Below are 21,356 nucleotides of genomic sequence, written 5' to 3' on the forward strand. Positions count from 1 at the left end.
AATAAGCCCTTTCACTAAGTGACTACTTAGTTTGTAAGCTCTTTTCTTATCTTGTAAACGACTTTGGAATGGAATCATAGCTAAATCATTCTATATTTCCTTTAAAAAGGAACAATCTTTGAGAAAAGAGCCAAAATAAAAAGCCTGGGGCAAAATCCAGACTTTTTACATATCTTATTCATGGCGAAGTTGAATCACTCAGTTATTCTTCATTTACGAAGGCTCTTTTCTTCAAATAAATAATAGTAAACTAAGTGCCATTAAAGCCATCCCACCAATAAGCCCGTAGATGGATAAATGTGCTTCATCATACTTTTTCGCAGCCGGTAGCAATTCATCTAGTGAGATAAAAACCATAATTCCCGCCACAGCCGCGAAAATAATCCCAAACATAATATCGTTCAGAAAAGGCATTAGGAAGAGAAACGCAACAATCGCTCCAATTGGCTCGGAAAGTCCAGACAAAAATGATAGTTTAAAAGCCTTTTTCTTATCACCTGTTGCAAAATAGACAGGAACAGATACCGCAATCCCTTCTGGAATATTGTGAATGGCAATCGCAACCGCAATCGCAACCCCCAAAGCTGGATCCTGTATGGCTGAAGTAAATGTTGCAATTCCTTCAGGGAAGTTATGAATGCCAATCGCCAAAGCGGTAAAAACACCCATTTTCAGCAAAGCTGGATCTTGGTCCACCTGACCTTTGTTCATATCCTCAACCTTTTTCAGTTCATGAGGATTGCTTTGTTTTGGGATAAATTTGTCAATCAGCGCTATTAGCAGCATTCCTCCGAAAAAACCACCAACTGTAACCCAGTGGCCTAATTCACCCAATTCACTTGTTAGAGCATCTTGTGCTTTAACGAAAATTTCAATCATCGATACATATATCATCACACCTGCTGAAAAACCCAGAGCCAATGATAAGAAGCGTGTATTTGTTCTTGAAGTAAAGAAAGCTAAGATACTGCCAATTCCTGTTGCCAACCCAGCCATCAATGTAAGGCCAAAGGCAAACAATATATTTTCTGGCATTTAAAATCCTCCCAATCTTCCTAGATTCATCTAACCCTGTTTTCAGTCTATGCACAAATCTAAGAATGTTTCCTATAGGAAACATTTTAAACGTCGGTAAAATCATTGGTCAAGGGAAACAGTTTAAGTAAGGTTCCTTCCAGATATAATTTCGCAAAACATTAGGTCAATTTTCACGAATTTAATTGGATTTTTAGTGTTATTCGTATGTCCTCGCTGAAGGTACGAATATGTTTTTACAGCCGAAGCTTCATTACAGTCTCACAAAAAAACTCTTATTCTAATCAACTTAGAACAAGAGCTCCATATATTAGTGCACCTACAATGATATAGGCCGGGTGTACTTTCATTCTCTCCATTAAAAGATAACTAACCCCTCCGATTAAAACTGTATGTAAGGAACCAATATCCTCAGAAGATGAGTGGAAAAACTCATAAGTCATAACTCCAAGTAATACAGCAATTACAGGTCGAACAACAATCGTTAATCTCTTGACCTTAGGTGACTCCTTATACCGCATTAAAAAGCCAAGCAAACCAAGCATAAGTATAAGCGAAGGAGCAACTGTCGCGAAAATCCCTACTGCTGCTCCAAATATCCCTCCTTGGATATAACCTATATATCCAGCCATTTTTGTCGCAATTGGTCCCGGCAACGTATTTCCTAAAGCAAGTACTTCGCTAAATTCATTAACAGACATCCAGCCATATTCATCGACAACCTCATTTTCAATGAGCGGAATGGATGCTGGACCACCTCCATAACCTAAAATACCTGGGATAAAAAAAGCCAAGAAAATCTGCGCATATATCATCTGTTCCTTTTCCCCTTTTGCTGGTCGTTTTTTGCCTACAGCCTTAAGTTTTTCACAGCTTGCTTACGCTATACCTTCACTTTCCCGCTTAAGTCTTTTCAGCCGGAGGATTTTTCTTTAGGAGTGCGCCAACTAATAGGACAAAAATGAGAATAGCAGGATGAAGATTGATCCCTTCTAGCAAAACAAGGCTAATGAGAATGAGCACAGATGACCATCCCCAACCAAGCTTGGATTTACCTGACTTTTTTATAAATCCCCAAGTAAGCACAAAAAGCATTACCGCAACCACAGGAACTACCGCTTCTGCCATTCCATTTACCCACGGCTCATCTTTATAAGCATTCAAACTTGTCAATAGGAGGATCATGAGGATAATCGTGGGGACCACAGTGGCAATTAAGGCATTAAACATTCCCGTTATCCCGCCGACCCGATAACCAATATAACCTGCCATTTTAGTCGCTACCGGACCTGGGAGAGCATTTCCTAATGCCAAAATGTCACTGAATTCATCAGAAGTTAACCATTTATATTTTTCCACAACTTCTTTATGAACTAAGGGGATAGAAGAAGGCCCCCCGCCATACCCTAGTAAACCCACTCGGAAAAATGCCATAAATAGCTTCGATTGCTTCTTCATCTTTTTCACCTTTTTAATAGGACATAGTCATACTAACTGTTGTTAATTAACTTAGGAGTATAAACTCAACCTCTTATATAAGATTGGTGAAATTTTCAAGATCCTTGTTCTCACCAATCACTAACAAAATATCATCACTTTCTAGGTTTTCTTCAGGATCCGGAGATATATTAATTTTGGATTTCTCTTTTATAGCGACTACCGTTACATTAAATCTTGCCCTTAAATCAAGTTCCCGCAGGTTCTTCCCTGTCATACTTCTAGGAACATGAATTTCTTCAATACTGTATTGTTCTGAAAGCTCAATAAAATTCAACACATTTGGGGCAGCCATCAAATGATGCGCCACTCTTTCTCCCATATCTTTTTCCGGGAAAATCACCTTGTCAGCCCCAATTTTTGCTAGGACCTGACCATGATTTTTACTTAATGCTTTTGCAATTACATGCTTCACATCTAATTCTTTCAGTAATAATACTGTTAATATACTCGCCTGAATGTCATCCCCAATTGCGACAATCACGGTATCAAAATTTCGTATTCCTACTTCTTTCATTGTCTCTATTTCTGTTGAATCCCCAATCACAGCATAAGAAACAGTATCTTTATGGTCATTGATGGTTTCACTATTTTTATCAATGGCTAGCACTTCATTGCCCTCTTTATAAAGAGTTGCTGCTACACTTGAACCAAATCTCCCCATCCCAATAACCGCATATTGTCTCTTCAAACTCGCCATTCCTCCTAACCAATATGTTTAGCCTCTCTGACTCTATCCCTTTTAACATCTGTAGGTCAAGATTGAAAGTAGGAAAAGTATGGGAGGACCAAAGCGATAACAGCAAGAAAAAGAACCGCCATGGCCCCTATTTTATTTTTCTGCTTCCATAAAGACAAGGCAAACCCTACAGTGTAAACAAACACAATACATACGGCAATTACAATAAAAGCGTTCATGTTAATCTCTTATCCCCTTATAACTAGGCGTTTTCGGTTGTCGTCCAAACTGTCCAAAACGGATTTCTACATCCACGTCTATTTTCATTTCTGGGTAGGTTCTCATCCAATCAAATTCCATATAATCTTTTAATGTTTTGAATTCCTTTCTGGCATACAATGACCAGCCAAACGGTTCTGCTTTAAATTCCTTTTGCGATTTCTCAACCAGAGCCATGATTTTCGTTTCCATAAATTCTTCCATAGTGGAACGAAGTTTTTCTACTTTCTTTTTATTGTCAACGGGATTTTCCATCGACGGGTCCGTTAATACATCAACCGTTAAAGGAAGCGTGACATGTATTTTAGGGGGCATATCATGTACATTCATCTCCACACTTGTATTATGCTGTTTTCGTATTCTTACCGTAAGCTCGTAGTCCTCATGAAAGGGATCAGGAATTGGTGCCAAAATATCTGTGATACTTGATGCGTCATGAAGCAACATCACGATTCGATTTTCCACCCCTGTTAATGTGCCGATCATCATTCCTTCTAAAAATACAGCTGCGCCTAAGAAATTAGCGCTATTTGTTTCTCCTTCTATCCTGACATCTCCAGCGAGGGCATCCATTTCATTTATTCGATACTCGTCTTCTTTTTGGCGAATATTCGTCGTCGCGTAAGTGGCTAAAAACAAATTTGCATCTTCCTCCGTAACCCTAAAAAAATGATGCAATTCTGAGTTCGGGATAAATCCAACTTCAATTCCACGTTGAATCATATTTTCATAAAATTTATGTGGGCGAGTTAAGAATTTAGGATCATTCTTGCTCAAGAATTCAGCAGCCTTTTCTTTTGTCACAATTAGATAGGTATTCCGCTTAATTTCACGATCCTTTTCTGCAGAATAAAGGAACCTTATGAACTCTTCATCTTTTGCTAACTCTTCCGAAACGACGATCACCTTTAATAAATCATAAGAGATTTCTCTTGCGACAGCGGCATTTACACTGTGTCTCAACGATAAAAAATCGGGGGATCTCATGGTAACCGTCATCACAGTATCTTCCTCAGTTCCACCACCAGCAAAAGAAGTACCGACTTCCGGATTAGCAATCAAATAGGTAATATCGATTTTTCCTTTTTCATCGGATACATCTAATCCGATACCAATCACAAATACTTGTCGATCCAATCCCTTTAAATCCCAGCAACCAGTTAAAATCAAAATAAATGGAATCAAGAATATAAGCTTAATGAGATTGTTCTGCTTCACGCTTAAAGTCCCCCCTTAACTTCGCCATTCCCCACATCAAAATAGGTAGAATAAAGAAAAGTGGACTGAGAATTCCTAGGATCATTTCACGTAAATAAGGGAGTGTATAAGTTAAGTTTTTTGGCATAATTCCTAAGAACAACACAATGACAATAAATACCGGAACAAGATATTCAAATTCCTTAATTTTAAAAATCCCCCCGAATAATGTCACCACCAAGTAAAGATAAAACGAAAATCGAATAAAAGCAGCTACTAGCCAAAATGGTAAAAACATACTTTCAACATTCGATAAAAAACCAATAGATAAGTAAAGGATCGTTTCATGGAATGGGTAACTTATGACCTCAATGGATGTGAAATCAAATAGGATAACAAATATAATCAACGCTGCTGTGATCTCGACGACAACAATAGCAAAAGCCCAAAGAGTTCCCTTTCTAAATTCCTTAAATGAGCTAACTAATGGAGCAATGATTCCTAGAAAATAAAAATCGGCAAAAATCGAAAGTTTACTTCCTGTCGTTTTCGCAATTTCTAATGTACCTGGTCCCCATAGTGGGAAAATAAATTTCAGGTTTCCTTTTGTAAAAGCGAATATAAGTGCAAGAAATAAGGTAGCTTTTAAATAAAACAATGTTAACCAAGCAGCAGAACCAATTGATTCTATCCCGCGCTTTGCACCATAACCACAGACGACAAGCATCAAGATATAGAGAGCTAAGGTAGGGGTTCTAGTAAAATACATGGACCCAATGATATCCACATAAACGGAAGTATCTAAAACAAATGATGAGAAGCCAAGCAAGAGAACACCCATAGATATCAAATTTCCCATCACTTTTCCAAAAAGATGCAAATTAATTTCATGTAAATTTTTATTACGATGGACTGAAAAAACCTTTAGTAGGAAAAGGATTGGAATCAAGGATAAAAGCGCGATGCCTAACATAGAAATCCACGCAGAATTTTTCGCTGTTTTATACAATAACGTGGGCGTATCATCAGATACTTTTGACCCCAGCGTTAATAAAATGATTGCCATATAATCGCGAATGCCAATTTTTCCTTCATTCTGTTTCATTTGACAGCCTCATCACTTTTTTTCTTCATGTCCTTCGGTTTTAAGTACCCCGGTCGTAGGTTTTCATTTTTAAGAACTCTTCTGAAAATAGTATCCCCTGAAGCCACATAATGTGGTGACATCGGAGCCAAAAAAGGTACTCCAAATGATTTAAGTGACGTTAAATAAAAAATCCCCATAACAAAAAAAGAGGTCATCCCAAAGATTCCAAATAAACCAGCAGAGAAAATGAAAATAAAGCGGATAATTCGCAAAGCAAAATTCAGACTGACGTCACTAATTGTGAAAGAAGTCAAGCCACTCAATGCGACAACAATGATCACAATAGGACTAATAATATTCGCTTCAACTGCCGCTTGTCCTAAAATTAAAGCACCGACAATCCCGATTGTTGGACCCATTGGGTTAGGCACCCTTAAACCTGCTTCCCTTATTAATTCAAAGGCAATTTCCATAAGGAGAATTTCAAAGAACACTGGAAATGGAACTTTCTCTCGCGAACCAGCAATCGCTAATAATAAATCAGCTGGAATCATCTCGGAGTGGTAGGTTGTAACAGCAATAAAAATTGCCGATATAAAAATGGTGATAAACATCGCTCCCGCTCGTATGAACCGAGCAAAATTACCGAATATGAACCGAAGATAATGATCGTCACTAGTATGAAAAAATGACCAAAATGTTGCAGGCAGGATTAATGAATCAGGCGAGTTATCCATTAACAAGATGATGTGACCGTCTTCAAGGAAAGAAGTAGCTCGATCCGGCCTTTCGGAATAAAGCACACTAGGGAACATGGAAAAAGGTCTTTCTTCAATATACTGCTCTAACAGAGATAAATTTTGAATGGCATCTACATCAAGATTTTTCAAGCGATTTTTGATATTATCCACTAATTTCTCGTTCGCCAGATTCCGGATATAAAGTATAAACACTTCATTTTTCGAACGAGTGGAGATTGTCACAGTTTCTGCCATGAGATCTTCATTTTTTATTCTTTTTCGGATTAAGGATAGATTTACCACTACCTTCTCTGTAAATGCTTCTTTAGGTCCCTTAATTACAACCTCGTTTTCTGCTTTTTCTACTGATCGTCCTTGAAAGTTTGCACATTCAAAGGCATAGGCAGACGTTTCCCCTTCTATAAAAATAACTGCATTCCCTGTGTTCATATTTTGAACAACATCTCTCATTGTAGAAAGATGGGTAATATTTTGAGTAGCAATCATTTCTTTTATAGTGGCATCAGGGTGCTTATTCTTTAAGATAGGGCCGATCGCACTATCCTCAATTGTGCGAACATCTGTAATCGTACTAATAAAAAAGATAGCAACCCGTTTTTCAGACGCACCTATTTTACATTCTCTGAGCTTTATATCCTTGTTATCTGGATAATGAAAAATCTTTTTAACTTGTTTGATATTATCTTCAATTTGATACGAGATAGACTGATCTTTCGTACTTGCTTGGCTAGCAAGCGTATCCTCTGAACCGACTGGTCTCTTGTTGCGCTTTTTCCCTGCCAGCTTTTTCAGAACCTTGAACATGGTCAGTCCCTCCCTCGCAAATTCTTTTCGCTATGTACTCTATTTAGATATTTACCAAATCCTCCTATTTTATGAATATGATTCATGACTTCCAAGTTGTATGAGGAAATTTGCTATAGAGGTTAAGGCGGACTTGTGTTTATCATTCAAAAAGAAAACCCGCCAATTTGGCGAGCTCATCATAAATTTGGGTAAGCCATGAAGTTAACTCTTAGGATCTCTTCAAAAGATACAGATTAGGTCACCAACTACGGCTAAATAGTGTTCTAAATCCTAAATAGAGAAGGGCAACTGAAAAAATTAAAATAACGAGGACACCAACAATTTCCAAAAATGCAGCTAGACCGACAAGAATTCCTACGGCCTTCACCTTTAATAAAGCAAAACCAACAAGGATACAAGCAAGAAAAAGAATGGCAATTTGATACATGTCATATATCCCTCCTTTACTCATACATATGCATCGAATTTGAAGAGCGTTTGGACTCAATAGGCCAAAGGAGTTGGTACTTTTTGGTTTTCTAACAGACTAAACTGGAAATAATGGCAATATGAATCTCACCTAAAGGAGTGAAAGTTATGCCTCATCATTTATATATTCGATTTGTCCGCTTGCCGCTTCTATTACGCATTCTCGTTATTACCTCACTCCTAATTGGCCTTTTTGGCCTAATCATACATTTGTTAGAGCCTGAAAATTTCCCAACGATTATTGATGGCATTTGGTGGGCTGTTATCACAGCATCCACGGTTGGATATGGAGACTATGTGCCACTGTCTATACCTGGTCGCCTTACAGGAGTGCTTTTACTACTAGTAGGTGCCGGGTTTTTATCGACGTACTTCGCGACACTTTCAAGTATTGCCGTTACGAAACAAGATGAATATCAAAAAGGGGAAACCCATTATAAAGGGCAAGAACAATATATTATTATTGGTTGGAATGAACGATCGAAGGAAATTATTAAAGCACTTTCTAAAACGAAAGAGTCTGTCATTTTAATTGATGAAAGCCTGCCCACAAACCCATTACCAGGTCATCATGTTCATTTTATTAAAGGAAGAGCACTGAGGGATGATATTTTATTAAAAGCGAATATACGCGAAGCCAAGAAAGTCATTATTACTGCTGACCAAAAATTAGATGAGCTCCAAGCCGACATGAATAGTGTTTTGACCTTACTAGCTATCAAGGGATTAAACCCGGATGTCCTATGTATTGTAGAAATCCTAACAAATGAACAGTTGAATAATGCGAAACGAGCAGGTGCAGATGAAATCATTAAAACGAATGAATTAACCAGTGCCATCATTTTAGATAGTATTCATTCGACTGGGATGGTCAATCCACTAACCGATTTATTATCTGAGCTCAGAGAAGGCAAACAGTTAGAATATCTTGAAGCCTGTGGAGAAACGATTGGAAAAAGTATTCGACAAGCGACCTTATACTATCTAGGGAAAGAAGTGATTCTCATTGGGATAAAAAAAGGGGAAGACATCTACGTCCACCCCAATCCTAATCAAACTATTGAGAAAGATGATTTATTGCTAGTTATCTCAAATTAAGTTGACGAGCTTAATGCAGCCTCCACTTCTTTAACAAGGGACTTTCCTACATCAACATATTGTTTCGGAACTTCCGCATCCTTTTCTACTGGTTCAGAAAATTGGTTAAAGGTGCCTGAAAAAACTTCACTATGTGCATGATCATCTAAACCTTTTTCATAAATATGGGAAAGTAAGAACGGTTGTTGAATTTCCACAGAACAGACATCATCGTCTAATTGACCATCAACTGCATAAAAAGGAATTCGCAAAAAAAGATATCCGTCCTTATCAGAAATTTTATAATCAAAACTCCCGTGATCATAATCCCAATTGCCGCCAATGGAAAATCCCATTGGCTTAAGCTTTGCTTCTAAATCAGACAGACGCTGTTGCTGTCCTTCGATACTGGATGGAATCTCAAGCATGGTTCTCCCCCTTTTCTTTTCCCTTTATTGTTTACAAACCTGATAAGATTCATCCAAAGAAAGGTGTTCACCGAAGAACAAAAAGTGTACATTTCTTTCTAATGGGTCCGTTTCCTGTCCTGTCATAAAATCAACAATGCAGCAAAATAGAAATCCTCATTATAGCTATGGCACAGTTCACTATTTGAGACATTTTAGTTGCCTGTTGCTCTCTTAATATTCTGTCCCCTACCTAACGGTAAAAGAGCGGATCCACGGACCTAGATGAGGGGGTCAGGAGGGTTTTATAAATAAGCGGAGAAATTACCCATAAATAAGTTAGTACTGAAAATTGCTTAAATAGACGGAAAGATTCCGAATAACGACTCAAATAAGGCGAAAATGGGTAATTTTGCTTTGCTTAAACAGAAAATCTCCGCTTAAACACCCTGAATCGAGCGCTATTTTGCAGTTTAACCGAAAATTCCCCTGTTATTTTTTATAAGATAAATCAAATTGAAGTTAACATTGTGGGGGTACCAAAAAAATTTCCATCCTAATGGCTCTACCACAATAAAAAATGAGTGCCAATTTCATATGCAAATTGGCACTCATTTTGAATTACTTACATTTTCATGTAATTTTTGTTGGCATTATTTTAAACGCTTTTCTAGTTCAGCTTTCTTTTCTTCAAAACCTGGTTTGCCTAGTAACGCAAACATATTGACTTTATATGCTTCTACACCTGGCTGGTCAAATGGGTTAACCCCTAATAAATAACCACTCATTGCACAAGCCTTTTCAAAGAAGTAGACAAGATATCCGAATGTAAACTCATCCAGCTGTGGAATCGAAACGATAAGGTTCGGTACTCCGCCATCTGTATGAGCAAGCAAGGTTCCCTCAAACGCTTTATTGTTAACAAAGTCCACAGTTTGACCAGCTAGATAGTTTAGACCATCTAAGTCGTTATCTTCTGCTTCAATTGTTAATTCGTGACGTGGCTTTTCAACTTTAATAATTGTTTCAAACAAATCTCTTCTTCCTTCTTGAACATATTGTCCAAGTGAGTGAAGATCGGTGGAGAAGTTAGCTGAAGAAGGGTAAATTCCTTTTTGGTCTTTTCCTTCACTTTCACCGAATAACTGCTTCCACCATTCTGAGAAGTACATTAAGGATGGTTCATAATTGATAAGCATTTCAATTGTTTTCCCTTTATTGTACAGGACATTACGTACTGCTGCGTACTGGTAAGCTAAATTCTCTTCGAGCTCAGATTTACCAAAGTCTTCCCTCGCTTGAGCTGCCCCACTCATCATCGCTTGGATATCTGCACCACTTACGGCAATTGGCAATAACCCAACAGCTGTTAAAACAGAATAACGACCACCAACATCATCTGGAATCACAAATGTTTCATAGCCTTCTTCATCTGATAATGTTTTAAGTGCCCCTTTTGCCTTATCAGTAGTTGCATAAGTGCGTTTCTTTGCTTCTTCAGCACCGTACTTTTCTTCAAGAAGTTTACGGAAAATGCGGAATGCCAAAGCAGGCTCCGTCGTTGTACCAGACTTAGAAATAACATTAATAGAGAAATCTTTCCCATCCAGTAAATCCATTAAATCTCTCATGTATGTAGAGCTAATATTATTTCCAACAAAAATCACTTGAGGTGTATTTCGCTTTTCTTTTGGAAGAGAATTATAGAAGCTATGCTGTAAAAACTCCAGTGCAGCACGTGCTCCTAAATATGAGCCGCCAATTCCAATCACTAACAACACATCAGAATCTTGTTTAATCTTGTTAGCAGCTTTTTGAATACGGTCAAATTCTTCTTTATCATAGTCTACTGGAAGATCAACCCAGCCTAGAAAATCGCTGCCTGCTCCTGTTTTTTCATGCAAAGAATGATGCGCAACTTTTACAAAATCCCTTAAATATGTAACTTCATGCTCTCCAAAAAAGCTCAAAGCCTTCGAATAATCAAATTGAATATGTGTCATTCATAATCCTCCATCATGTTTTTTCTCTATCACTTTAACCAAAGCTCGTTCAAGAATCAAGATGCCCACACCCATGTAAGCGAATGCATGAGAAATTTCTCTAGTCTGGGTGCAGGAATTGTACCCAAACGCGTACTGTATTTATTCTCCATACATAGAATATAACTTTTAACGACAAATATATTGCTGATAGAGAGAATCTAATATTGTTCACCAGCAGCAAGGGTTATCTTTACATATAATACAAAAAGTTCCAGCGGATGCTGGAACCCTCTTTATTATAATGACATTTGGTAAATCTTTAGGACATCTTCTTTATTTAATTTCGTGAAGTTTCCAAACTCTCCATTTACCATTGCTTTATCCGCCATGACTTCAAGTTGGCTATCGTCAATGTCATAATCAGCAAGTCTAGAAGGTGCACCAATGCTGTTCCAGAACTCGCGAAGTTTCTCAATTCCTTCCATCCCAATTTCCTCGTCGTTTTTCCCATCAGAGGTTACTCCAAATACACGGACAGCGAGCTTTTTAAAACGTTCAGGTTTTACATGTAAATTATGCTTCATCCAATTAGGGAATAGAATCGCTAGACCGCCACCATGTGGGATGTCGTATACCGCAGATACCGCATGCTCAATATTATGTGTAGCCCAATCTCCGCGGAATCCCATCGACAACATTCCATTCAAGGCCATTGTGCCACAATATAAAATGGTTGCACGATGGTCGTAGTTTTCAAGATCGTCAAGTAGTTTAGGCGCTGTTTCCATAACTGTTAACAGTAGGCCCTCACACATTCTGTCTTGGAATTCCGTCATTTCAGCTTGATGGAAGTAATGTTCAAGCACATGAGACATCATATCAACAATCCCATAGATTGTCTGATTTTTTGGGACGGAAAATGTATGTACGGGATCAAGAATTGAAAATTTCGGGAAAGTGACCGGGCTTCCCCAACCATGCTTTTCTTTCGTTTCCCAGTTTGTAATAACGGATCCTGAGTTCATTTCTGAACCTGTTGCAGCTAGGGTTAACACTGTTCCGAACGGAAGTGCTTCTTTGGCAAACACTTTTTTCGTTACGATGTCCCAGGCATCTCCATCATATTTCGCACCAGCAGCAATTAATTTCGTACAGTCGATTACACTGCCACCACCAACGGCTAAAATAAATTCAACCCCTTCTTCTTTGCATATTTTTATGCCCTTATTTGCTGTTGATAAACGCGGATTTGGTTCCACACCTGACAGTTCAAAAACGGTCGCACCCATTTCTGCTAATAACTTCTGTACATCATCGTAGAGGCCGCTACGCTTTATACTGCCACCTCCGTAGACAAGAAGTACTTTTTTTCCGTAACGAGAAATTTCCTTTGTTAATTGATCTAACTGCCCTTTACCAAATACCAGCTTTGTTGGATTTAAAAACGTAAAATTGTCCATTTCTATCAACCTCCTCTTCCACTATTATGAAAAAAAATCAGGCTGATTGCAAAAAATTGCATTATAAAAATTTTTTACACCCATGAATAATTGTTTTTTTGTTGTACATTCTAATCTTGACACCTAAAAAGGAGGTACATCATGAGCACAATACAGCGTATTGCATTAATTCTTACCATTATCGGGGCCATCAATTGGGGACTAATTGGATTCTTTCAATTTGATTTAGTTGCTTCAATTTTCGGTGGTCAAGATTCAGCCATTTCAAGAATCATCTACGGATTAGTTGGTTTAGCCGGACTCATTAATCTTGGACTATTATTTGCTCCAAGTGAGCAAAGAGAAAGACAAGAAGGAACACAACCAACTCAATAAGAATACAACCGGCTTAAGCCATATAGTTTACGCCCGGTGAGTCTCTTTTAAAAAAATCCGCTCTTCCGCGGATTTTTTCATTAGTTGAATATTTTTTGGATCCGTTCATATGCCCAATCTAATTCAGCTTGTTCAATCACTAATGGTGGAGCAAAACGAATAACATTTTCATGTGTTTCTTTGCATAATATCCCTTCGTTTTTTAGGGCTTCGCAATACTTTCGTGCCGGAACCGTTAACTCCATCCCAATAAATAGCCCTCGCCCTCTTACTTCCTTAATAAGAGGATTTTTTATTTGTTTTAGCTTCTGAAGGAAATCAGCACCCAGAGTGTGTGAGCGTTCTGTCAACTTTTCATCTATGATCACATCTAGGGAGGCAATTGAAACTGCACAAGCTAAAGGATTTCCTCCAAACGTTGAGCCGTGTGACCCTGGATTAAATACTTCTAAAATTTCTTTGTCCCCTACCACGCAAGAGATTGGAAATACTCCCCCACCTAGTGCTTTTCCGAGAATATATAAATCTGGTTCAATCCCCTCCCAATCACAAGCGAACATTTTCCCCGTACGTCCAAGCCCGGTTTGAATCTCATCAGCGATAAATAGGACTTTTTTCTTTATGCAAAAATCGAAAGCCTCTTTTAGAAATTCACTTGGAGGTATGACAATTCCAGCTTCTCCTTGTATTGGTTCAATTAGAAACGCAGCGGTATTTTGTGTAACCGCTTTCTTTAATGCCTCTAAATCGCCATATGGAACGAGTTTAATACCCGGAAGCATCGGTCCGAATCCTCGTTTATATTCTGTTTCTGATGATAGGGAAACCGCAGTTAACGTCCGACCATGAAAATTACCGGTACAAGCGATAATCTCAGCTTGATCTTCAGGCACACCTTTTACATCATATGCCCATCGCCTTGCCGCTTTTATTGCTGTTTCAACAGCTTCAGCACCTGTGTTCATCGGCAGTGCCATTCCTTTTTTCGCTACTTGGCAGATTTTCTCGTACCAAGGACCAAGCTGGTCATTATGAAAAGCCCTTGATGTTAAGGTCACTTTGTCCGCTTGGTTTTTAAGTGCCTGAATAATTCTTGGATGTCGATGCCCTTGATTTACAGCAGAGTACGCACTCAACATATCTAAATATTGATTTCCTTCTGGGTCTTTCACCCAAACTCCAGATGCTTCCGATATTACAACCGGGAGCGGATGGTAATTTGGTGCTCCATATGTTTCGGTTAGCTTAATTAGACGATTGGAAGTCGTTTCCACTCTAAGCCCTCCCCTTAAACCCCATTTTATATCTTCATTGTATCGCGCCTCAATTTCTTTTAAAAGCCTAAAAAAAAGAAGGCAAGTCGAAACTTACCTTCTCTAATTACCTGTTACATCTTAGATTGTGTAATCCATTCTTGTAACTTGTCTTTTAGCGTATTAAAACCTTGAGAATCATTATCTTGATTAATTACTGCTGCCGCTGCACGTTTTCTTGGGCGCTTAGCCTTCGCTGGCTGTTCAGGAGCTTCTTGTGTAGCACGAATTGATAACCCAATTTTTCCAGCTTCTTCGTCTACAGAAAGAACCTTAACTTGAACTTCATCGCCCACTTTTAAGTGGTCATTAATATCTTTAACAAATCCATGTGTAATTTCAGAAATATGAACAAGTCCTTGTGTATTTTCGTCAATTGCAACGAAAGCTCCATAAGGCTGAATACCTGTAACCTTTCCCGTTAGTACGCTACCTGTTTCAATTTTTTCAGTCATGAAAACACTCCTATTTTTATATTTATTAATCTCATTTATACGCAATAAAAAATTATACCATATTTTAAAAGAAAGCTCAAAAATAACTTATATGAATCACTTTTCTTTTTCTAGAATTAACAAAATGTTCAATTAATCTCTATATTATGCCTGGATAAACATGTTAAAATAGAAGTACTAATCTCGAATGAAGGGGTGAGGAACGTATGTCTTCAATTGGTAAAAACATACAGGCATTTCGAGAGGAAAGAGGACTTTCTCTTGAAGAGTTGGCTACCAAGATGAGAGTCGGAAAAGAGACAATTGAGAAGTACGAACTAGGGGAAAAGACTCCCAACAATCAAACAATACTGAAACTCTCTACAGTCCTTGATGTTCCTGCATCTGTCCTTTTAAAAGAATAATACAATCCTTGGCGAGTTTTTTCTCCTCGCTTTTTTTACGTGCATGTATAAATAGAATAAAGATGGTTATCCTTATATCATAAGGCTTTCTAGTATTCCCCCCCTTTTTTAGGGCAGCTTTCATAGCTGCCCTTTTTTTATTTCTGGTGGTTTTTTAGAAAACGGCGAATTCTTTTAATAGCTTCTTGAAGCTGCTCAATCGACGCTGCGTACGAACAGCGGACATATCCTTCCCCACTTTCGCCAAATACATTTCCTGGTACAACAGCAACTTTCTCTTCGATTAAAAGCTGTTCAGCAAATTGATCAGAAGTAAGCCCCGTTGATTTAATGGATGGAAAAACATAAAAGGCTCCTCCAGGAGAATGACACTCTAGTCCTAACTCATTAAAAGAACTAACCATGTAGTTTCTTCGACGACGATAGCTTTTTCTCATCTCGTCTACTTCATCATTTCCGTTTTTTAGTGCCTCAAGCCCAGCATACTGTGCCATTGTCGGAGCACACATCATCGCGTACTGATGAACCTTCAGCATCGCCTGCGATAGCTCTTCAGGTGCACAGACAAAGCCTAGGCGCCAACCAGTCATGGCAAATCCCTTTGAAAAACCTGAGATGAGAATCGTCCTATCCTTCATTCCCTCAATTGCGGCCATACTCGTATAACTCTCGTCATAAACTAGTTCTGCATAAATTTCATCCGATATCACTAGTAAATCAGATTCCTTTGCGATTGCCGCAATCTCCTCTAATTCTTTTCGGTTTAACATGGTCCCCGTCGGATTATTTGGTGAACAAATCATGATTGCTTTTGTCTTAGGTGTAATCGCCGCTCTTAACTTGTCCGGTGAGATTTTAAATCCATCGGCTTCTGCTTGAACAGGGATTGGCGTTCCACCCGCTAGCGATACAAGAGGACTATAGGAGACAAAGCATGGTTCAACCACAAGCACTTCATCATCAGGGTCAAGGATCGACCTAAGTGCAATATCGATTGCCTGACTAGCCCCGACAGTTACAATAATTTCTGATTTCGGATTATAGGTCACATTAAAGTTTTTCGTTAAATAGGTAGCAATTTCTTCTCTTAGTTCGAGGAGACCAGCATTAGCGGTATAAGAGGTATACCCTTCCTCTAGAGAGAGGATTGCTGCTTCTCTAACTGTCCAGGGTGTTACGAAATCAGGTTCGCCAACACCTAGGGAAACAACTCCTTCCATTCCCGACGCAAGATCAAAAAAGCGGCGAATACCAGATGGTTTTAATTCATTTACAGTACGGGACAAATAACCTTTTTTTGTTTTCATTATGGAGACACCACAATCCGCTTGTCTTCTTCATCAGGCTCAAAAATAGTCCCGTCATGCTTATACTTTTTAAGAATAAAATGGGTCGTCGTCGAAATGACAGAATCAAGTGTAGATAATTTTTGAGAGACAAAGCGTGCTACTTCATTCATCGATTGTCCTTCAATAATAACGGAAAGGTCATATGCACCTGACATTAAGTAGACGGACTTAACCTCTTTAAAACGATAGATTCGCTTAGCAATCTCGTCAAAACCTACACCACGTTTTGGAGTTACCTTTACATCAATCATGGCCGTAACCCCTTCATGTCCTGAGATTTTTGACCAATCCACAATGGAGGTATATCTCACAATGATTTTCTGATCCTCTAGCTTCTTGAGCACTTCTTCAGTTTCAGATACAGTTAAACTAGTCATTGCAGCTAGGTCTTCGTTTGAAGTACGTGAATCTTTTTCTAATATTTCAACGATCTCTAATTCTTTATCAGTAAGCTGCATAATATCCTCCTTCAATATCAATTCTAAAATAAACACATTATATCAAAATTGTCTAAAAAATAATATATCTTCTATTCCTATAATTATGACCGACAAGGGAATTCTATTTTTGAAAGGAGTGTCGTTCGTGAGCAATCCTGAGTTTGCAGGGAGTAAAACCATTCATGGAATTGAAGTCTATTATGAGTATGATCGTCATCCGAATTCAACAGAGACGGTAGTCCTCATTCATGGATTTCTTTCATCTCTTTTTAGCTTTCGACATTTGAAACCAGTATTGAAAGAGAGATTTTCGATTCTCTCGATTGACCTTCCCCCGTTTGGAAAGAGTGGGCACTCACGATCATTTACTTATTCGTTTAAGAACCTGTCATTAACAGTTATAAAATTAATCGAAGCGCTCAATATTCAAAATTTCACTTTGGTTGGCCACTCGATGGGGGGACAAATCGCACTCAATATCCTTTATCATTTCCCTAACACAGCAAAAAAAGCCGTCCTTCTATGTAGTTCCGGTTATACAAAGCGATCAAAACAGTCACTAATCTTAGCAAGTTATCTCCCATTTTTCCCTGTTTTTATTAAGCTCTATTTAGCGCGATCAGGCTTAGAAAAAAACTTGCGAAATGTCGTCTATGATTCCACTCTCATTGATGATGAAATGCGCAAGGGTTATCTTGCTCCATTTATGAATCCTAGCATTTTTAAAGGGTTAACAGGGCTTCTCCGTCATCGCGAAGGTGATTTATCTTCTGAAGCACTACAACAAGTCAGGACTCCATGTCTTCTCATATGGGGTGAACATGATCGAGTTGTACCTTTACGAGTCGGTGAAAAATTAGCAAAGGACCTACCCAACTCCAAATTAATTGTTCTAGAGGAGACAGGCCATCTCGTACCTGAAGAAAGACCAGAAGAGATTTATCATTATATAAAAAGATTTATATTGGATGAAGCGAATTTAACCGAGATTGAACAAAAACAGAATACCGTTTAGCAATGTACAAACTAAAACTAAAGCAAGAGCTAAATGTCGTTAAAATTTGTTCTTAAAATATTCCCGTTCGACCAAAAATAAAACGGTCGCATTCAAAGTGCGACCGTTTTACATTTCACAAGACCCTTGTGATTTTACCATGAGTAACGATTTAGCTATTTCCAAACAGCCTTTATATGGGAGCAATTCTTCAAAAGAATGTTCATATATGGACTGGATGTTAACGGCAAGGTGATGAGCATCATCGGTTTTATGAACAACGTAAACAACATCCGCGATCTCAGGATCGTACTCACCAATTCCGCAACCAAAAGGGTCCCATTCATTTAGGATTCGAACTAGTTGAAAATTCACTTCTTGTGTATCCATGTTTAGCCCCCAACAAACTATTGCTGTTTTGTAGAGTTCCTCTGTTCATCTTTCATTGAGAAATTTTTAGTTGTCTGCTCTTCTTCTTTCTTTGATAGCTTCACAAAAAAGCGCATTAACAGTACTGCAAGAATAAAAGCCACGATAATCCACATAGCTGCAGGGATATATTCCGACTTATCTTCGGGAAAATAGAGAAATAAGGATAAAACTAGATTGTTCATTATACAAGACATCCTTTCTGCGCTTGCCAGTCTTCATTTTACTAGTATAACACGCTAGGCTGTCATTGGGGCTGATAAGCTTAATCCAAAAGGCTGTTTTCGTAAAGATTGTTGTTAAAATCCTGAAGCCGATTTTAACGCAGAATGAGTTGTTCGTTAATATTAAGTTTGCAGGCTCTTTTCTCCTAATCTAAGTTACTTTCCTGTGAAAACATAGGTAATTCTCTACATTTTATCTCAAAAGCAACAAAGTTTCAGAAAAGAGCTATTCAAAAAAGCTTATTCTAGAACATTGATTTTTTCAATGACAACTTCTTCTAAAGGCTGATCAGCTGCATCCGTTTCTAACGCAGCAATTTGATCGACAACGTCCATTCCTTCAATAACTTGCCCGAATACAGTGTGGTTGTAATCAAGCCATGGTGTACCACCTTGTTGTTCATAGGCATCAACAATAGCTTCCGGATATTCGCGTTCATAACCCCCTTGAAAGACTGAGTTCTGGACAATAAAAAACTGGCTTCCGTTCGTATTCGGACCAGAGTTAGCCATCGATAAAGCACCACGAAGATGGAAAAGTTGATTTGAGAATTCATCCTCAAATGGTTCACCATAAATACTTTCTCCACCTCTTCCAGTTCCTTCTGGGTCACCACCTTGAATCATAAACTCATTCATAACGCGATGAAAAGTAAGCCCCTCATAATATCCCTTCTCGCTATGTGTGATAAAATTTTCTACTGCCTTTGGAGCAATATCAGGGAATAACTTCATTTTAATCGTTCCCATTGAAGTAACCATTTCAACAAGTTGTTCGTTTTCAGCAACTTCCGTTGATAACTGCGGAAAATCAGTAGGTTCTAAATCCGATCTAGCTTGTCCCTGTTCTCCAGCTTGTTTGTCATTGTTTTCAAGATTATCCTGGTTAGCCGCTTCATCATTTTCTGAGTTCGTTCCACAAGCACTCAATCCAATGAACATAAGCAGAACGAACATTAGCATCCATACTTTTCTCATTTTTCTCCTCCTACCCTAATTCAAATGATTTTGTTTTATGCTGTTATGCTCCATAATATAAACTATGATGGTTAATAAATCCAGAGAGAGGATGTTCAATGTGAGCGATTTAAAAGTAGGAGACAAAGTAACTGGGATTTATAAGACAGGAAAATACGCAGGAGAAATAACGGATATTCGTCCGGAACATTATCTTGTCCGTGTCTTAGCCGTTTTAAAGCACCCAATGCAAGGTGACCTACATAATCCTAAAGATATTGAAGTAGGGTTTTTCCACGAGCGAAGGGCATTAGCGTTCCGTGAACAAGCGAATATTCCAAAAAAAATGGTCAAACCTTATAATGAAGAAATGCCTGATTATCTTGAATCATTAAAAAAGGCCGTTCTCGATATGAAAGAATCCTTAAAACAAGATGATTCTCCATGGGCAAACCAGAGCCTGAAAAACATTGAGACACTTGAAAAAGATTATTTTAAGCAATAAAATGGTAAGCCAAAAGCCAGTTCAACTGAATGCAGTGAGCTGGCTTTTATGCAAACTTATTATTAAACAACTTAGAAAAATCGACTCGATCCCCAATCGTTGTTGGTTTCGGTTTCTTTAAATATTGTTTATCTTTTTCTACGAGTTTAAAAATATGGTAGGTGGTCAAAGCATCGTCTAACGCACGGTGATGCCTCCCCGTTCCTTCTCTCCCATACTCCTGAACAGCTTTCCAGAGTCCGGTCTGATTCTGATCTCCAAAGAATCGCTTATATTCCATCGATAAATCTACTTCTTTACCGGTTAAAGGAAAACCAACCCCTGACTTTTGACAATTTTGGCGAAGAACCTTCATATCCATATTGCCCCAAGTTACGATCAATCCTGGTTGCTGACCTTCCATTGAATGTAGTTTATTCACCAATTCATGAAAAGAAATGCCCCCATCCACCTGTTCTTGGGAAATATTTAAGAAGGATTTACACCGATCGGATAATAGGGGAAACCGATTGGGAACAACAAAAGATGAGAATTCTTCGAGGATTTTTCCATTTTCCACAAGGACAACCCCTGCTTCAATTATTTCTTGATAAAAACCCTTTTTTCTACCGTGTCGATCAGGCATCGTAAATTCAAAATCGATAAATAGCGCTCTTTTCTTTTTCTCCATTCTCCCCCAACTTTCTGCCAAAACATTTCTATATCTTTTTTTGTTTGTTCATTACATTTTTACTATTATATCATGTTTTCTTGCCCATTTTTTTAATTTTTCTATAATTTATCTTCAAAAAAAAATTTCTCTTTTTTTCAAAGAAGGAAAACTTTTTTCGTTTGTTTTCGTATAAAAAAAGGATGAACTCTGTTCACCCTTTTTTCGATCATTCGTCAGATTGAATAATTCTGACATATTCCCTAGGAGCGAAAATTTGATGTTTAATCGCTTCCAAGGTTGTCCCATCATTTAATTGCTGAATCTGAACCATTCCGTCCGCCCCTTCGGCGGCAGGATCATAAAAATCTCGGCTTAACTCCCGATTTAGGGTAAACGCGCCTATAAACAGGAGCATGAATACAGACAAGCACACGAGTATTTTTCTTGTCATAAACACCCCTCCAACATTTAAAGGATGGGTTATATACAAGTTTTTTATACTTGAGCTACTTATGAGTTA

The 21,356-nt window shown here is 38.2% G+C and carries 25 protein-coding genes; 5 read left to right on the forward strand and 20 right to left on the reverse strand.

The window, feature by feature from the left end:
* Positions 1–231: 231 nt before the first annotated feature.
* The 8 genes from zupT to M3182_RS22450 form a co-directional block, all read right to left on the reverse strand.
* Positions 232–1,035, reverse strand: coding sequence for a zinc transporter ZupT (gene zupT, locus M3182_RS22415; protein ID WP_251432123.1), 804 nt, complete (start codon positions 1,033–1,035; stop codon positions 232–234).
* Positions 1,036–1,319: 284 nt separating this feature from the next.
* Entirely contained in the window at positions 1,320–1,850 is a 531-nt protein-coding gene (locus M3182_RS22420) for a chromate transporter (RefSeq protein WP_251432125.1), read from the reverse strand.
* 88 nt (positions 1,851–1,938) lie between these two features.
* Positions 1,939–2,493 (reverse strand): chromate transporter, encoded by a 555-nt coding sequence (locus M3182_RS22425; RefSeq protein WP_251432128.1) that lies wholly within the window; start codon positions 2,491–2,493, stop codon positions 1,939–1,941.
* Between the two features lie 73 nt (positions 2,494–2,566).
* Positions 2,567–3,223 carry a potassium channel family protein gene (locus M3182_RS22430; protein ID WP_251432131.1) on the reverse strand — a complete coding sequence of 219 codons (657 nt, stop codon included), beginning with the start codon at positions 3,221–3,223 and terminating at the stop codon, positions 2,567–2,569.
* A 228-nt stretch (positions 3,224–3,451) separates the two neighbouring features.
* A complete protein-coding gene (locus M3182_RS22435; RefSeq protein WP_251560233.1) occupies positions 3,452–4,708 on the reverse strand; it encodes a Ger(x)C family spore germination protein in 1,257 nt (418 codons plus the stop codon).
* Positions 4,686–5,792, reverse strand: a complete 1,107-nt coding sequence (locus tag M3182_RS22440) for a GerAB/ArcD/ProY family transporter (RefSeq protein ID WP_251560235.1) — start codon at positions 5,790–5,792, stop codon at positions 4,686–4,688. Before M3182_RS22440 ends, M3182_RS22435 begins: the two co-directional genes overlap by 23 nt.
* The gene (locus tag M3182_RS22445) at positions 5,789–7,339 is read right to left on the reverse strand and encodes a spore germination protein (RefSeq protein ID WP_251560237.1); all 1,551 of its coding nucleotides are present in this window, start codon (positions 7,337–7,339) and stop codon (positions 5,789–5,791) included. Before M3182_RS22445 ends, M3182_RS22440 begins: the two co-directional genes overlap by 4 nt.
* 241 nt (positions 7,340–7,580) lie before the next feature.
* Positions 7,581–7,769 carry a hypothetical protein gene (locus M3182_RS22450; protein WP_251560239.1) on the reverse strand — a complete coding sequence of 63 codons (189 nt, stop codon included), beginning with the start codon at positions 7,767–7,769 and terminating at the stop codon, positions 7,581–7,583.
* Positions 7,770–7,918: 149 nt separating this feature from the next.
* Between M3182_RS22450 and M3182_RS22455 the strand changes: the two genes are divergently transcribed.
* The gene (locus tag M3182_RS22455; protein ID WP_251560241.1) at positions 7,919–8,908 is read left to right on the forward strand and encodes a potassium channel family protein; all 990 of its coding nucleotides are present in this window, start codon (positions 7,919–7,921) and stop codon (positions 8,906–8,908) included.
* Here the strand turns inward: M3182_RS22455 and M3182_RS22460 are convergent.
* The 3 genes from M3182_RS22460 to M3182_RS22470 all read right to left on the reverse strand — a co-directional run bounded on the left by M3182_RS22460 (position 8,905) and on the right by M3182_RS22470 (position 12,739).
* Positions 8,905–9,315, reverse strand: a complete 411-nt coding sequence (locus M3182_RS22460) for a YugN-like family protein (RefSeq protein ID WP_251432149.1) — start codon at positions 9,313–9,315, stop codon at positions 8,905–8,907. The genes M3182_RS22455 and M3182_RS22460 overlap by 4 nt on opposite strands.
* Positions 9,316–9,947: 632 nt before the next feature.
* Positions 9,948–11,297, reverse strand: coding sequence for a glucose-6-phosphate isomerase (locus M3182_RS22465; RefSeq protein ID WP_251432152.1), 1,350 nt, complete (start codon positions 11,295–11,297; stop codon positions 9,948–9,950).
* 278 nt (positions 11,298–11,575) lie between these two features.
* A complete protein-coding gene (locus tag M3182_RS22470) occupies positions 11,576–12,739 on the reverse strand; it encodes an iron-containing alcohol dehydrogenase (RefSeq protein WP_251432155.1) in 1,164 nt (387 codons plus the stop codon).
* A 141-nt stretch (positions 12,740–12,880) separates the two neighbouring features.
* Between M3182_RS22470 and M3182_RS22475 the strand changes: the two genes are divergently transcribed.
* Positions 12,881–13,114, forward strand: a complete 234-nt coding sequence (locus M3182_RS22475; protein ID WP_251432159.1) for a DUF378 domain-containing protein — start codon at positions 12,881–12,883, stop codon at positions 13,112–13,114.
* 80 nt (positions 13,115–13,194) lie between these two features.
* On the opposite strand, the gene M3182_RS22480 is transcribed toward M3182_RS22475, so the two are convergent.
* Together M3182_RS22480 and yugI are read right to left on the reverse strand one after the other, a co-directional pair.
* Positions 13,195–14,388 carry an ornithine--oxo-acid transaminase gene (locus M3182_RS22480; RefSeq protein ID WP_251432161.1) on the reverse strand — a complete coding sequence of 398 codons (1,194 nt, stop codon included), beginning with the start codon at positions 14,386–14,388 and terminating at the stop codon, positions 13,195–13,197.
* Positions 14,389–14,501: 113 nt separating this feature from the next.
* Positions 14,502–14,882 carry a S1 domain-containing post-transcriptional regulator GSP13 gene (yugI, locus tag M3182_RS22485; RefSeq protein WP_251432164.1) on the reverse strand — a complete coding sequence of 127 codons (381 nt, stop codon included), beginning with the start codon at positions 14,880–14,882 and terminating at the stop codon, positions 14,502–14,504.
* Between the two features lie 206 nt (positions 14,883–15,088).
* Here yugI and M3182_RS22490 point away from each other — a divergent pair, with 206 nt between their 5' ends.
* Complete coding sequence (locus M3182_RS22490) at positions 15,089–15,286, forward strand: helix-turn-helix domain-containing protein (RefSeq protein WP_251432167.1); 198 nt, start codon at positions 15,089–15,091, stop codon at positions 15,284–15,286.
* Positions 15,287–15,423: 137 nt separating this feature from the next.
* On the opposite strand, the gene M3182_RS22495 is transcribed toward M3182_RS22490, so the two are convergent.
* Together M3182_RS22495 and M3182_RS22500 are read right to left on the reverse strand one after the other, a co-directional pair.
* Positions 15,424–16,593: an aminotransferase gene (locus M3182_RS22495; RefSeq protein WP_251560243.1), complete on the reverse strand. Its 1,170-nt coding sequence runs from the start codon at positions 16,591–16,593 to the stop codon at positions 15,424–15,426.
* Positions 16,593–17,093, reverse strand: coding sequence for an Lrp/AsnC family transcriptional regulator (locus M3182_RS22500; RefSeq protein ID WP_251432172.1), 501 nt, complete (start codon positions 17,091–17,093; stop codon positions 16,593–16,595). The genes M3182_RS22495 and M3182_RS22500 overlap by 1 nt, the downstream gene beginning before the upstream one ends.
* Before the next feature lie 127 nt (positions 17,094–17,220).
* Here M3182_RS22500 and M3182_RS22505 point away from each other — a divergent pair, with 127 nt between their 5' ends.
* Positions 17,221–18,090 carry an alpha/beta fold hydrolase gene (locus tag M3182_RS22505; RefSeq protein WP_251560245.1) on the forward strand — a complete coding sequence of 290 codons (870 nt, stop codon included), beginning with the start codon at positions 17,221–17,223 and terminating at the stop codon, positions 18,088–18,090.
* A 108-nt stretch (positions 18,091–18,198) separates the two neighbouring features.
* On the opposite strand, the gene M3182_RS22510 is transcribed toward M3182_RS22505, so the two are convergent.
* The 3 genes from M3182_RS22510 to M3182_RS22520 all read right to left on the reverse strand — a co-directional run bounded on the left by M3182_RS22510 (position 18,199) and on the right by M3182_RS22520 (position 19,700).
* Entirely contained in the window at positions 18,199–18,459 is a 261-nt protein-coding gene (locus tag M3182_RS22510) for a DUF1871 family protein (RefSeq protein ID WP_251432176.1), read from the reverse strand.
* A 17-nt stretch (positions 18,460–18,476) separates the two neighbouring features.
* The gene (locus tag M3182_RS22515) at positions 18,477–18,683 is read right to left on the reverse strand and encodes a hypothetical protein (protein WP_251432178.1); all 207 of its coding nucleotides are present in this window, start codon (positions 18,681–18,683) and stop codon (positions 18,477–18,479) included.
* 279 nt (positions 18,684–18,962) lie between these two features.
* Positions 18,963–19,700 carry a peptidylprolyl isomerase gene (locus tag M3182_RS22520; protein WP_251432180.1) on the reverse strand — a complete coding sequence of 246 codons (738 nt, stop codon included), beginning with the start codon at positions 19,698–19,700 and terminating at the stop codon, positions 18,963–18,965.
* Positions 19,701–19,800: 100 nt separating this feature from the next.
* On the opposite strand from M3182_RS22520, the gene kapB reads away from it, so the two are divergent.
* Positions 19,801–20,184 (forward strand): kinase-associated lipoprotein KapB, encoded by a 384-nt coding sequence (kapB, locus tag M3182_RS22525; protein WP_251432182.1) that lies wholly within the window; start codon positions 19,801–19,803, stop codon positions 20,182–20,184.
* A 46-nt stretch (positions 20,185–20,230) separates the two neighbouring features.
* Here kapB and kapD read toward each other — a convergent pair whose 3' ends face one another.
* Together kapD and M3182_RS22535 are read right to left on the reverse strand one after the other, a co-directional pair.
* Complete coding sequence (kapD, locus tag M3182_RS22530) at positions 20,231–20,854, reverse strand: 3'-5' exonuclease KapD (protein WP_251560247.1); 624 nt, start codon at positions 20,852–20,854, stop codon at positions 20,231–20,233.
* Between the two features lie 208 nt (positions 20,855–21,062).
* Positions 21,063–21,287, reverse strand: a complete 225-nt coding sequence (locus M3182_RS22535; protein WP_251560249.1) for a hypothetical protein — start codon at positions 21,285–21,287, stop codon at positions 21,063–21,065.
* Positions 21,288–21,356 lie beyond the last annotated feature (69 nt).

Origin of the sequence: Mesobacillus maritimus (genome assembly GCF_023715205.1) — a bacterium.
GTDB lineage: Bacteria > Bacillota > Bacilli > Bacillales > Cytobacillaceae > Mesobacillus_B > Mesobacillus_B maritimus_C.